Source organism: Clostridium autoethanogenum DSM 10061, assembly GCF_001484725.1.
GTDB classification, from domain to species: domain Bacteria; phylum Bacillota; class Clostridia; order Clostridiales; family Clostridiaceae; genus Clostridium_B; species Clostridium_B ljungdahlii.
This window is the reverse complement of the sequence record NZ_CP012395.1, coordinates 1,542,468-1,556,834: the sequence shown is the minus strand read 5'-3', so window position 1 is coordinate 1,556,834 and position 14,367 is coordinate 1,542,468. Positions and strand designations below refer to the sequence as shown.

Genomic DNA, 14,367 nt, shown 5'->3' with positions numbered 1-14,367 from the left:
ATTAGCAGTTTGCTACAATTTATTAAATTAAATATTAAGTTCTTATCAAGAGCGGCAGAGGGACTGGCCCTATGAAGCCCGGCAACCTGGATGTAATCCAACGGTGCCAATTCCAGCAGGTATTACCTGAAAGATAAGAAGTGGAAGAATATAAATCTTCCTGTAGACTTATCTACAGGAAGATTTTTTTGAGTATAAAAAATAATATTAAAATTTATTTGGACGATTCAATAAAGGACTTCGATTATGTTTATCCTGCAGCAGGATCTAAAGAATATGCACTTAAAATAAGTCCCTCAGAAATAAGTGAACTTACAAAAGGAGAATGGATAGATGTAGGAGAATAAAATATCTATGTAGGTATTTTAAGGAAAAATAAACTTATACTCCGAACATTTTTTACAAACACAAGTCCGGTTAAATATTTTGATAAGTCTAGATAAAAAATTCTAAAAAAACTAAGAACTTTTGAAAACTCGTACCTCAAATAATTCAAAAGCCCTAAGTTTTTACGAATTTTTTACTAAGACTTATGTACAAAATATTTAAATGCACTTGTTTGTTGTAAAAATGTTCTTACGTATAGGTTTATTTTTAAGTTAAAAAACTATAAGATATTTATAAGTTCAACCTTCACTTTTAAGTTATATGTATTTTAATTTAAAACTACCTTTTCTTCTTGACGGAAAATCCGAATTTGCCTAGAGGTTTTGAATTTATAGGAAAGTATTCTCCGTGAGAATAACATATGAGATTAGCTTTTTCTAAATGTATTTTCCCCTTATTGTCTATTAGATTTTCATCTACGTGAACCGATAAAATTTCAGCTATAAATAAATGATGGCTTCCAAGAGGAATTATGCTTTTAACCTTGCATTCCATGTTAACAGCACATTCTTTTATGCAAGGAACAGATATTTTTTCGCTTTTTTCTAATTCTAATTTACATTCTTTTATTTTATTAAAGTCTCTGCCAGATTTTACACCGCATAAATCTACAATTCTGGTTAAATTTCTAGAGGGAAGGTTTACTGCAAATTCCATTGTCTCCTTTATGTATTTATAGGATAATCTCTCTGGTTTTATAGCTATAGTAATCATAGGTGGTTTAGTACATGCAGTGCCTACCCAGGCAGCAGTGAACACATTTATATCGCTATTTTTACTTTTTGAAGTTATAAGTACTGAAGGTACAGGATTCAGCATACAACTGCCTTTAAAAAATATTTTAGACATTGTAAATCTCCTTTTCTATTAAAGTATTGCTTTAAAATCTATTTAATATGAGGTATTATGGTAAATATTATTATGATAAAAATTTTTGCAATTTTATATGTGTATATATAATTTAGAAACAATATTTTTAAATTACAAAAAGCCCCAAAACCCTTAAATTGAGACGTATTCCTTGGGACATAGGGCTTAATTGTTTTATTATAAGACGTTTAAATAGTATACTTAAAGTAAACTAATGAGATTTTTTGCTTTTAGCCACTTCAACGGAAACTCTTCTTCCCTGAAGTTTTTTACCATTAGTTTTTTTCAATATAATAGAAGATACTCTTTCTGGGACATTTATAAATGTAAATTTATTTAGTATATCTATATCACCTATTTCATAGGCTTCGACTGAAGAAGTTTCACTTATAAATTTTAAAAGTTTTCTAGGAGTTAAATTATCCATTCTACCTATTGAGAGGAATAACCTAACATCTTTTTCATCTACAGTTAAGGAATTTTCCTTATAATCAAAGCTCAATTCTTTGTCAAAAATTATTTTCATAAGAGCAGCTGCTACGTCTACTAGATTGTATTCTTCATCTAATTCAGTTGCTATAGGAATAAAGTTTTTATAATTGTCTTCAGATATAATGCTTTTAACTTGTTCCTCTATATTTTTATACTTAGCTTCATAGATATCATCTACTGTAGGAATTTCCTTCCTTCTTATCTTACTTTTGGTGAACTTCTCTATTTGCTTTAAAAGTATGTATTCTCTAGGTGTTACTAAAGAATAGGCAATACCTTCTTTGTTTGCCCTTCCGGTTCTTCCAATTCTATGAACATAAGATTCTGTATCCTGTGGAAGGTCATAATTTATAACGTGGGAGACATTTTCCACATCTATACCTCTTGCAGCTACGTCTGTGGCAACTAAGAATTCAAGGGAACCTTCTTTAAACTTTCTAAGGGTATTTAATCTCTGGTTCTGTCCCATGTCACCGTGCATACCTTCTACATTGTATCCTCTAGCCTGCAAACCTTCTACTAATTCATCTACACCACGTTTGGTTTTGCAAAATATTATGGCACTTGAAGGTTCATCTACGTCTAGAATTCTACATAAAGATTCAAATCTATCTTTTTGTTTTATCTCATAGTAATATTGTTTTGTTTTATCTACAGTCAATGTGTTCTTAGCTATTTTTATACTCTTAATATTTGACTTCATATACCTGGAAGACAATTTCTTTATCTGATCTGGCATAGTAGCAGAGAAAAGTAATGTCTGTCTGTCAGAATTTGTAGCTTTTATTATGTTTTCTATATCTTCTATAAAACCCATATCCAACATTTCATCTGCTTCATCTAATATTAAAAATTCTATATTGCTAAGATCTAAAGTTTTTCTCTTTATATGATCAAGTATTCTTCCAGGGGTGCCTACTACTACATCCATACCTCTTTTTAAAGATCTAATCTGCCTGTCTATAGGTTGACCACCGTATATAGGTAATAGGGCTACTTTTTTGAATTTAGCAATTCTGGACAACTCATCATTTACTTGAATTGCAAGTTCTCGGGTGGGAGTAACTATAAGAGCTGAGATGTGTTTGCTTTTGGTAGTTATCTTGCTTAACATAGGTGCTCCAAAAGCTAAGGTCTTTCCTGTACCTGTCTGTGCCTGACCAATTACGTCATTCCCATCTAGTATTACAGGGATTGATTCAGCTTGAATTTGAGATGGTTCTTCAAATCCCATATCATCAATTGCTTGAAGAACCTTAGGATCTAAATTTAAATCACTAAAATTAATATTTTCCATTAAAACTCCTCTTTCTTTTTTATATTACAAAACAAAGTTTATCATATCATAGTATATACATATTATCAAATTTTAATTTAATTTTCTGTAATTAACAATTAGTCTAATTTTATGCTCTTTCTATTTCACTGTATATAAATTATAATATAATGTACGATAGTTTTTATTTAAAGAGGAGAATTTATATGTTTGATGCTAGACAGAAAGTTTTACCTAATGGTATAAAACTTATTACTATAAAAAGAGATACTTATATAGCGGCTTTTCATGCTGGGATTAAAATAGGAGCTATATATGAAAGTGTTCAGGAAAAGGGTATATCACATTTTATTGAACATATGCTTTTTAAAGGTACTAAGTCTAGAGACAATAAGAAATTAAACAATGATTTAGAAATCCTGGGAGGAGAATATAATGCATATACAGACAATAATTCTACAGTGTATAGTATTACTTCATTAGGGGAAGAATTAGAAAAGTCTGTGGAAATTATTTCCGATATGTTTATAAATTCTATATTTCCGGATGAAGAAATTGAAAAGGAAAGAGAAGTTATATTATCAGAAATAAAAAGCAGTAAAGATGATATAGAATCTTATAGTTTTGAAAAAGTAAATAAACTAGCTTTTAAAAAAGGTCCATTGAGATATGATACTGCAGGAGATGAAGAGGGAGTAACTAAATTTACAAGGAAAGATTTAATAGAATTTTATAATAATTATTATGTTCCCAATAATTGCTTCATAACAGTAGTTTCTTCTTATGAACACGAAGAGATTTATGATTTGATATGGAAATATTTTAAAGACTGGAAGTACAAGGAATTTACTAGAAACGACATAATAATCGAACAAAATATACCCTGTAGGGAGGTTTCTTATAAAAAAGATATAGAACAGAGTACTATTGTGTATCTTTTTACTTTTTATGGATTAAATAAAAAAGAGGAATTGGCACTTAAAATATTGAATCATAGATTTGGTGAAAGCAGCAATTCTATTTTATTTAGAAAACTAAGAGAGGAAAAAGGACTTGCTTATGACGTATATACGGATTTGGATTTAACTACGGGAGTAAAGACTCTCTATATATATACTTCAGTCAGTGAAAAGAATATAAAATCTGCTATGGATACTATAGAAAAATGCATATATAAAGTAAAGAATGAGGAAATAAAATTTGATGATAATACTATAAACTTAATGAAGAAGATATTAAAAACTGCAGTAGTATTTACCCTTGAAGATGCCACGGATATAGGAAATTATGTTTTACATCAGGCTATAGAAGGTGAAAGTATATATAAATGTGTTGATGATATAGATGAAATTGAAAGTATAACTAGAGAAAATATATACGAAGTGGCTAGAACTGTCTTAAAAGATCCAACGGTTCATGTTTTAAAAAGAGAATCTAAACGCAGCAGTTTTCACTAATGAAATTATGAATAATATGGGGGAGGGCTAGGTTGAGTAATTATACAGTAACTAAAATTGAATTACAAAAGAAAAATAAAGGTAGGGTAAATGTATATATAAATGAAGAATTTGCATTTGCCTGCAGTGCAGAACTTGTGTATAGTTATGGCATATCAAAGGGAACGTCTGTTGATATGAATTATTTAAAAAGTATAATTGAAGAAGATAATTTTATAAAATGTAAAAGTTGTGCATTGAAAATTATAGAGAAGGTTTATAAAACAGAAAAACAGATTAAGGATAAATTAGCTCAAAAACAATATGATGAAAATGCTATTTCAAGAACTATAAAGTTTTTAAAAGAATACAAGTTCGTAGATGATGATAAGTTTACAGAACTTTATATAAAAGAAAAAATTTATTCTCAAGGTAAAAATAAAATAAGATATTCCCTCATTAAAAAAGGAATAAGTGAGGATATTATAAGTAAAAAATTGGATCTTATAGATGAAGAACAGGAGGAAAAAGCTGCTTTTAACATAGCACAAAAAAAGTATGCTGTGCTTATAAAAAGTGAAAACAACATAAGAAAAGTATATGAAAAGTTGGGAAACTACTTGGCAAGAAGCGGATATAGTTTTGAAAAGGCGAGGACAGTATCGGATAAAGTCATAAAAAAGTATGCCAAGCTAGAAGATGAGAAAAAGGAAAGTTTTCAAGAAAATATGCAGGAAAAAAGTAAGGATGAACTATATAATCTGGCAAGTAAAAGGTATAGGATAATAACTAAATCAGAAACAGATAGAAATAAAATATATAGGCGGCTTGGAGAATATCTTTTAAGAAGGGGGTATTTATGGACAGATATAAAGAATACGTTAAATGAATTATTAAAGGATTAGAATGCTTGTATATGAAGTGATGTATAATCACTATCAATAAATTTTTTGCCATTTAGAGGTGATTATTATTATGAAAGTAAACCCTATAACTTTAATGATAGGGGTAATATTTTTATATCCCATCATAAAGGGATTTTTATTTAAGTTTTCTTCTAATGATTTAAAATTGGATATTGATGATGTAAGCAGAAGCATTTCATTTATAATATCTCTGATAATAGGGATATATTTTGGTAAGAAGATATTTATACAGCATGACCAGGGTATATATGAAAAGATATATAATTTAATACCTCAAAATCTCACACAATACTTTGATAACAATAACTTTATAGTATATGCAGTTCTGCTTCCCATTCTAATATTTATATGTTATAGAATAATAAAATTATTTTTTAATTTAGTAAATCGTATTATTTTCTATCCTGTGTTAGATAGTATAGATAGGTTTTTAAGACCAAAGGGGAACATGTTCAAGAGAATAGCAGGAATGGTATTTGAGCTGCCTAAGGCAGTATGTTATGCTCTTTTAGTTGTATTTGTATTAAATATAATGTCTATATTAAATGTAAGTCCTAAATTGAGCACATACTTAGAGGGCTCAAAACCTTATGAGAGCATTTGCAAAGAAGTAGTTATTCCCGTTACTAATTCTACTATCGCAAAACAACTGCCAAATGTAATAAATAATTCTTTTAAAATAGTAATAAGAAATGCAAATTCAAATGAAACAAAGAGCGTAGATCAATTAGATAGGGTTAAAAATGAAGCAAATACAGTAGTCTATTATAATGGAGTTACTTTAGATGAAGGAGTAAAATCCAATGGCGAAATAAATAGTTTAGCTAAAGCACTTGCCTCAGAAGGTGGTAATACCAATGAGAGAGCAGAGATGTTATATAATTGGATAGGCACTAATATAAGCTATGACCATGAAAAGGCAAATAAGGTGTTGAATAATGAATTCAATGTAAAATCAGGTGCAATCCCAACTTTTTATTCTAGAAAGGGAATTTGTTTTGACTATTCTTGTCTGTATGTGGCTATGGCTAGAGCCAATAATATGAAAGTAAGGCTTATAACTGGAGAGGGATTTAATGGAATAAGTTGGGTGAGCCACGCGTGGAATCAAGTATATATTCCTGAAGAAGAAAAGTGGATAAATGTGGATACTACCTTTTACAAAGGGGGAAATTATTTTGACAGCAGGAGATTTCAACTTGATCATAAAGACGCACAGATAGCAGGAGAATGGTAGCATAAGTAAGTTCCACTCATATTGTGTTAGAGTGGTACTTACTTATTTTGATTTTGTTATATAGTTTTTCAATATGGCATTTATTGCTTTTTCACAATCAGAGTCCTCATTATCTAAGCACCATGCGTTGTTAAAATATATGAGGGCTTTTTTGTTATCTTTTAGCATAGTGTAGCAATATCCCAGGTTAAAAAAGTATTTACTTTCTCTCTTTATATTTAGAGCAGAATTTAATAAGTTAATTGCTTTTTTATAATCTTTAAGTTTTATGAAACATACTGCTGAATTATACAGTGAGGATGCTTCATTATCTTTTATTTGTATTGCCTTTTCATACATATCGATAGCTTTTTTGTAATCCCTGTCATTGTAGTATTCGTTAGCCTCTTGAAAGTAGCTCATTTTAATCCTCCTCAGTTCCTATGGAATTTCATGGTTCTCTAGTAAATTTATATCCATATTTTCTAAAAATATTCCATTTATATTTCAAAAATGTGATTAGAAACTTTATATTATTACAGAATCTAAAGGATTTTAAACAAGAGGTACAGTATTTATATAGTAAGATGTAATTGCTTATAAAGAATTGGGGGGGGACGAGGTAAAATTGAAAAAACATTTTAAAAGTCTTATTTTAATATTTTTTTCTGTAATACTTATTATTAGCATTGGGTGCAGCAATTCAAAAATAACTGATAATAAAAATATGGAACCTGAATCTAAAAGGGTAATAAATGAAGTAACATCAAATTATATTATGGAGTACTATTCTCATATATTAACCAACGCTGACAAGATCTTTGAAGCACATAAATTATATGCAATTGAACAGAAAGATGGATTAATAAATGTTTATATTTATACCTTATTTGAAGGATACGCATTTGCTAACGGAAAATTTGGATCTTCATGCGGCGGATCAAATCCAGCACTTGTTGTGTTGAGAAAAGATAAGGATAAATTTACTGTTGTTAAATTTCAACAGCCAGAAGATGGAGATGAATGTGGGCCATCTATAAAAAGAATGTTTCCACGTAAATATGCAGAGGAAGCTATGAGTGACTCAGGTCGTGATTTAGGACTAGAAAAACAAATAAAATTAAATGCTAAAGAATGGTTAAAAGCAAAGGGAAGGAGTGAATCACTTTCAGAATAATAATTTTATGTATTTAATGAAGCAATATTTTTAAAGAACAAAGGTCAAAGTTCAAATATCAAATAAGGATAATTTTCTTCCTAACGTCGGAAAATATTAAAATTATAGATTCCCTGAGGTACGATGGAAATCATCTTTATCTGTTCTTTGTTATTTGAACTTTGTTATTTTCAAAAGCTTTGCTTCGTAATTTTTTTAAAATACGAATTAATTATTTACAATCCTGCAATTTAATGAAGCATTATTTTTGTCAGTTTTTTCTCTGCAAGTTCCACTGCTCTGTACATTAGATAAGCTAAAATTGAAAGTATGATTATGCTAACCATTACTGTATCTAACTGTGATATTTGGCCCCCGTATATGATTAAGAAACCAAGGCCTTCTTTTGCTACTAGGAATTCTCCCATTATTACGCCAACCCAGGACAGGCCTACGTTTATTTTTAAAGCAGATATTAAAGTAGGTACTGAAGAAGGTATTATAAGATAAGTGAGAATTTGTAGCTTTGAAGCTCCAAAAGTTTTTAGAAGCCTGATTTTATCTCTATCTACAGTTTTAAACCCATGAAATACATTTATTATGGTCACAATTACAGAAATTAATATGGTGATTACAATGATAGTTGACATACCATTTCCTGCCCAAAATATTATTATAGGTGCTAAGGCAATTTTAGGAAGTGCATTTAATACAACTATATAAGGGTCAAGTACATCTGAAATGAAGTCAGACCACCATAGAAGTATAGCAATTATAGTTCCGAGAACTGTGCTAAGTAAAAATCCCAGTATGGTTTCATAACAAGTTATGCCAATATGTCTAAATAGAGTTCCTTCTGCATAGAGCTTTATAAGGTTTTTCCACATTCTAGATGGTGTACTGGTTAGAAAAGGATCTATCCATCCAAGGTCGCCTGCTATTTCCCATAATGCAAAAAAAGCTATTAAAATTATAATTCTGCTTAATATAACTTTCTTCTTTCTAGTTACTATATTGTTTATATATATTTGGTGTTCCTTGTTGTAATCCAACATTAATAATTCAACTCCTTCCATATGCTGTTAAAGTAAATTCTAAATTCTGGGTCTTCCCTGCATTTTAAAGGAGAATTATAAGATTCACTGAAAGTTATATCAAATATTTTTTTAATTTTAGCAGGCCTTTTTGAAAGTACTACTATTCTATTTGACATAGATATAGCTTCTGATATATCGTGGGTTACCATTATGACTGTTTTTCCTTCCCTCTTCAATATTTTAAATATTTCATCGCTTATATTTAATCTAGTCTGATAATCTAGTGCTGAGAAAGGCTCATCTAAAAGTAGAACTTCAGGATTTAAGGCAAGAGTTCTTATTAAGGCAACTTTTTGACGCATCCCCCCCGATAGTTCATCCGGGTAATAATTTACAAAGTCCATAAGACCATAATTTTTAAGTAGAGCAGTTAACTTGTCTTTGTATAAGTCTGGTGATTTATGTTGTATTCTTATACCAAGAGTTATATTGTTCCACACGCTGGACCATTCAAATAGGTGATCTCTTTGAAACATATATCCAAGTTTTGAGGAAGCAGAAGCTAAGGGTTCATTATCTATAAATATTTCACCACAAGAAGGCTTTATAAGACCTGCTATTATATTTAAAAGTGTAGTTTTTCCGCAGCCTGATGGACCTACTATACTTAAAAATTCTCCTTCTTCTACGGAAAAGTTTATGTCAGTCAAGGCTTTAGTAAATCCTTTAAGTGAATGGTAGTTCATAAATACATCTTTTACTGTTAATTTACTCAAAATATCATCTCCCGCCAGTTTACAGTTATTAATTGGCATTTATTAGGTTTAGGCATTTTCTTTGAAATGTCTTATTACAAACTATGATTTATTATATGAAGGCTCGTAATTTATTGTTCCTGACGAAAAGACTATAACATCACAAAATTCAACACATAGCTATGAAAATACTCACATATTAATTTATATTATGGTAGTATTTTAAACTTAAAATTAATTAAGGGGTAACATGTGTTATAATATAATTACTGAATTAGGTTTAAACACAGTTTAAATCCAAATTGTATTGTAACTATGCGGCATATTCGTAGAATTATTTTCTAAATATGGGTTGTAATGGCATATACTATAAAGCATATGGATAAAAGCTATTATTTCCTGTTTATTGTTGAGTGAAAATATATTACAATATCAATGTACTATTTCAAATTATTATTTTATTAAAAGGTGATTGCTTATGAAAAATTTATTTCATGTAGGTCTTGATGTAGGTTCAACTACAGTAAAAATAGTTATATCAGATATTAAAGATAGTATAGTATATCATAAATATCAAAGACATTTTTCTGATATAAAAAGTACTATAGCTAAAGTTATTAAAGATGCCTATGAAAAATTAAAGGATTCAAATATCACTGTAATGGTTACGGGTTCAGGTGGGTTATCTGTATCTAAGTGGCTTGACATACCGTTTATTCAAGAAGTAGTAGCTTGTACTAATACTATAGAACAATTTATACCGGAGACGGATGTTGCAATAGAATTAGGCGGTGAAGATGCCAAGATAACCTTTTTTGATGGTGGAATTGATCAAAGAATGAATGGAACTTGTGCAGGTGGAACTGGTGCATTTATAGATCAAATGGCATCTCTTCTTCAAACAGATGCGCAGGGACTAAATGAATTAGCTAAAAATTACAAAGTGATTTATCCTATAGCAGCAAGGTGTGGTGTATTTGCCAAAACTGATATACAACCTCTTTTAAATGAGGGAGCTGCAAAAGAAGATATTGCAGTATCTGTATTTCAATCAGTTGTAAATCAGACAATAAGTGGACTTGCTTGTGGAAAAGTTATAAAAGGTAATGTGGCATTTCTAGGTGGACCGCTGTATTTTTTATCAGAACTTAGAAAAAGATTTATAGAAACTTTAAAGCTTACGGATAAGCAGGTGATTTTTCCTGAAAATCCTCAATTGTTTGTAGCACTTGGAGCAGCTATTTCTTCTAAAAATGGAAAAGTTATTTCTGCTGAAGATTTAGTAGACAGGCTTCCTAATTTAAGCAATTCTTCAGCAGATGAAATACAAACCATAAGGCCATTATTTAAAGATGAGAACGAATTAAATGAGTTTAAGAAAAGACATAGTACCAGTGTGGTAAAAAGAGCGAACTTGAATACATTTAGAGGGAACTGTTATCTTGGAATAGATGCAGGATCAACTACAACTAAGGCGGCACTTATAGATGAAGAAGGAAATTTACTTTATTCTTTCTATAAAGGTAATGAAGGCAGCCCTTTAAAGTCGTCTGTAAGAATATTAAAGGATCTATACAAAAAGATGCCTGAAGGTGCACATATAGTAGGTTCAGCAGTTACAGGTTATGGAGAAAATCTTATAAAAGCAGCACTGCATGTGGATATAGGTGAAGTTGAAACTATTGCCCACTATAAGGCAGCAGAATTTTTCCAACCTGGAGTAGATTTTATACTGGATATTGGTGGACAGGATATGAAATGCTTGAAGGTTAAGGACAAGGTAATTGACAGCGTAATTTTAAATGAAGCCTGCTCATCTGGATGTGGATCTTTCTTAGAGACTTTTGCTAAATCACTTAATATGAGTGTAGAAGACTTTGCAAAAGCTGCAGAAACTTCCCAAAAACCTGTGGATTTGGGTTCCAGGTGTACTGTATTTATGAATTCGAGAGTTAAACAAGCTCAAAAAGAAGGAGCTTCAGTAGGAGATATATCTGCAGGACTTTCTTATTCAATTATAAAGAATGCTTTATTTAAAGTAATAAAGATGAGAAATTCAAAAGAATTTGGAGAAAAGGTAATAGTACAAGGGGGAACTTTTTATAACGATGCTGTACTTAGAGCCTTTGAAATCATATCTGGCAGGGAAGTAGTAAGACCTGATATAGCAGGGCTTATGGGAGCTTTTGGATCTGCAATTATTGCAAAGGAAAGACATCAGGCTGGGTGTGAAAGTACACTTTTAAGTGAAAATGAACTAGGCAATTTCACATCAGAAGTATCTATGAGAAGATGTGGAAAGTGTGCTAACAATTGTCTTTTAACTGTAAATAAATTTTCCGATGGAAAAGAATTTATATCTGGAAACAGGTGCGAAAGAGGTGCAGGATTAGAACGTAAAAGTCAAGATGTGCCTGATGTTTTTGCCTATAAGTATAAAAGAATATTTAATTACATTCCTCTTAAAAAGAGCGAGGCAAAAAGAGGGATAGTAGGGATACCTCGAGTGTTAAATTTATACGAAAATTATCCATTTTGGTTTACATTTTTCACTGAGCTGGGATTTAGAGTAGAAATATCTTCTCGTTCATCAAAGAGAATTTACGAACTTGGAATAGAAACAATACCTTCTGAGTCAGTTTGCTACCCTGGAAAGATGGTCCACGGACATATAATGGACCTTATAAATAGAGGAGTAAATTTTATATTCTATCCATGTATACCTTATGAGAAAAAAGAACAACAAGAGGCAGATAATAACTATAACTGTCCTATAGTAACATCTTATCCTGAAGTTATAAAAAACAATATGGATATACTAAAGGAGAAAGATATTAATTTCAAAAATCCATTCTTGTCTTTGAATAACGAACCCAAGCTGGCAGAGAGACTTGGAGAAGAACTTAAAGAGTTTAATATACCTCAAAAGGAAATATCCTCTGCAGTGGCAAAAGCTTTTGAAGAGAGTAGAAAGGTAAAGAATGATATAAGGTCAAAAGGTGAAGAAGTAATAAGATATCTTAAAGATACAGGCAAAAAGGGCATAGTACTTGCAGGAAGACCTTACCATATTGATCCGGAAATAAATCATGGCATACCTAATATAATAACATCTTACGGTATGGCAGTACTTACTGAGGATTCTGTGGCACACCTTGGAGTAGTAGAAAGACCTTTAAGGGTAGTAGATCAGTGGGTATATCATTCTAGATTATATGCTGCAGCAAGTTTTGTGGCTAAACAGGACAATATAGAACTTGTACAATTAAATTCCTTTGGCTGTGGATTAGATGCAGTAACTACAGATCAAACTCAGGAAATATTAAATAAATACGGAAAGATATATACAGTACTTAAAATTGATGAGGGTAGTAATTTGGGGGCTGTTAAAATAAGAATGCGTTCTCTTAAGGCAGCTATTGAAGAGAGAGATAAATCTGGTTTTAAACCTCATAAAGTTGGAACTGATTATAAAAAGGTACTGTTTACTGAAGAAATGAGGAAAAAGCATACTATATTGTGTCCTCAGATGTCACCTATACATTTTCAATTTCTGCAGGAAGCTTTTAAAGCATCTGGATATAACCTGGAGGTGTTACCTTCTGTAGATAAGAAAGCAGTAGATGAGGGACTTAAATATGTAAATAACGATGCTTGCTATCCTTCCATAATAGTAGTTGGACAAATGATAGAGGCATTAAAATCTGGAAAATATGATTTAAATAATACTTCTTTAATAATTTCTCAAACAGGGGGAGGATGCAGGGCTACAAACTATATAGGTTTCTTAAGAAAGGCACTTAGAGAAGCTGGTATGGAAAATATACCTGTAATATCCCTAAACACAGTGGGATTAGAAAAAAATCCAGGATTTAAAATTACCATTGGACTTGTAAATAAGGCTATGATTGCGCTTTTATATGGAGACTTGTTTATGAGAGTGCTGTACAAGGTAAGGCCTTATGAAAAGATACCAGGATCTGCAAATACTCTTTATAGAAAATGGGTCGATAAATGTAAGGAAAGTGTTAAAAGTGGAAGTCACAGTGAATTTAAAAAAAATATATACAGCATAGTAGAAGACTTCGACAATCTTGAATTAAATAAAGTTAAAAAGCCTAAAGTTGGAGTAGTAGGAGAGATATTAGTTAAGTTCCATCCTACAGCTAACAACAATATTGTAGATGTTTTGGAAAAAGAAGGTGCGGAAGCAGTAGTTCCCGACTTGACAGATTTTCTTTTGTATTGTGCTTATGATGCTGAATTCAAATATAAATATTTAGATGGAAGTTATAAGGACAATATCATAAATAAATGGGCAATTAAATGCATTGAATATTTTAGAAGGCATATGAGAAAAGCACTTGAAAATAGTAAAAGGTTCACTCCTCCATCAGACATTGAGGAACTGGCAAAATATGCTTCTGAAGTGCTTTCTATAGGAAATCAAACGGGTGAAGGTTGGTTCTTGACAGCTGAAATGATAGAGCTTATAAGAAGTGGAACAAAAAATATCGTATGTATGCAGCCTTTTGCATGTCTGCCTAATCATGTAACAGGTAAGGGAATGATAAAGGAATTAAAGAGAAGATACAAGGGAAGTAATATTGCTGCTATAGACTATGATCCAGGAGCAAGTGAGGTAAATCAGCTAAATAGATTAAAACTTATGTTGTCTGTGGCATTTAAATCTATGGCAAATGAAACTTCAGTCCAAAAACCAAAAGAAAAATTAGTACCTCAAGCAGCACTTGCTCAAAGTGGAACTAAATAATATGGGGTTTCTAATCAAAAAATCAACGTATACTTCACATAT

General features: G+C 30.9%; 11 protein-coding genes and 1 riboswitch. Of the genes, 6 read left to right on the top strand and 5 right to left on the bottom strand.

The genetic code is table 11. The features are described 5' to 3' along the window. Positions 1–39 precede the first annotated feature (39 nt). Positions 40–140, top strand: a riboswitch (SAM riboswitch). A gap of 48 nt (positions 141–188) precedes the next feature. Next, complete coding sequence (locus tag CLAU_RS20710) at positions 189–347, top strand: YbaK/EbsC family protein (protein WP_013240168.1); 159 nt, start codon at positions 189–191, stop codon at positions 345–347. A gap of 319 nt (positions 348–666) precedes the next feature. Here CLAU_RS20710 and CLAU_RS06940 read toward each other — a convergent pair whose 3' ends face one another. Together CLAU_RS06940 and CLAU_RS06935 are read right to left on the bottom strand one after the other, a co-directional pair. Beyond that, entirely contained in the window at positions 667–1,236 is a 570-nt protein-coding gene (locus CLAU_RS06940) for a flavin reductase family protein (RefSeq protein ID WP_023162256.1), read from the bottom strand. A gap of 232 nt (positions 1,237–1,468) precedes the next feature. Beyond that, positions 1,469–3,046 carry a DEAD/DEAH box helicase gene (locus CLAU_RS06935; protein WP_013240166.1) on the bottom strand — a complete coding sequence of 526 codons (1,578 nt, stop codon included), beginning with the start codon at positions 3,044–3,046 and terminating at the stop codon, positions 1,469–1,471. A gap of 185 nt (positions 3,047–3,231) precedes the next feature. Between CLAU_RS06935 and CLAU_RS06930 the strand changes: the two genes are divergently transcribed. The 3 genes from CLAU_RS06930 (at position 3,232) to CLAU_RS06920 (ending at position 6,624) form a co-directional block, all read left to right on the top strand. Continuing rightward, positions 3,232–4,482, top strand: coding sequence for a M16 family metallopeptidase (locus CLAU_RS06930; RefSeq protein WP_023162255.1), 1,251 nt, complete (start codon positions 3,232–3,234; stop codon positions 4,480–4,482). 32 nt (positions 4,483–4,514) lie between these two features. After that, a complete protein-coding gene (gene recX / locus CLAU_RS06925) occupies positions 4,515–5,366 on the top strand; it encodes a recombination regulator RecX (protein WP_023162254.1) in 852 nt (283 codons plus the stop codon). A gap of 70 nt (positions 5,367–5,436) precedes the next feature. Then, positions 5,437–6,624, top strand: coding sequence for a transglutaminase-like domain-containing protein (locus CLAU_RS06920; protein ID WP_023162253.1), 1,188 nt, complete (start codon positions 5,437–5,439; stop codon positions 6,622–6,624). 42 nt (positions 6,625–6,666) lie between these two features. Here CLAU_RS06920 and CLAU_RS06915 read toward each other — a convergent pair whose 3' ends face one another. Next, positions 6,667–7,026, bottom strand: a complete 360-nt coding sequence (locus tag CLAU_RS06915; RefSeq protein ID WP_013240162.1) for a tetratricopeptide repeat protein — start codon at positions 7,024–7,026, stop codon at positions 6,667–6,669. 205 nt (positions 7,027–7,231) lie between these two features. On the opposite strand from CLAU_RS06915, the gene CLAU_RS06910 reads away from it, so the two are divergent. After that, a complete protein-coding gene (locus CLAU_RS06910; RefSeq protein WP_023162252.1) occupies positions 7,232–7,780 on the top strand; it encodes a hypothetical protein in 549 nt (182 codons plus the stop codon). 230 nt (positions 7,781–8,010) lie between these two features. On the opposite strand, the gene CLAU_RS06905 is transcribed toward CLAU_RS06910, so the two are convergent. Both CLAU_RS06905 and CLAU_RS06900 read right to left on the bottom strand, forming a co-directional pair. Next, positions 8,011–8,814: an ABC transporter permease gene (locus tag CLAU_RS06905; protein WP_013240159.1), complete on the bottom strand. Its 804-nt coding sequence runs from the start codon at positions 8,812–8,814 to the stop codon at positions 8,011–8,013. Further along, entirely contained in the window at positions 8,814–9,572 is a 759-nt protein-coding gene (locus tag CLAU_RS06900; protein ID WP_023162251.1) for an ABC transporter ATP-binding protein, read from the bottom strand. Before CLAU_RS06900 ends, CLAU_RS06905 begins: the two co-directional genes overlap by 1 nt. A gap of 457 nt (positions 9,573–10,029) precedes the next feature. Between CLAU_RS06900 and CLAU_RS06895 the strand changes: the two genes are divergently transcribed. Beyond that, positions 10,030–14,325 carry a 2-hydroxyacyl-CoA dehydratase gene (locus CLAU_RS06895; RefSeq protein ID WP_023162250.1) on the top strand — a complete coding sequence of 1,432 codons (4,296 nt, stop codon included), beginning with the start codon at positions 10,030–10,032 and terminating at the stop codon, positions 14,323–14,325. Positions 14,326–14,367 lie beyond the last annotated feature (42 nt).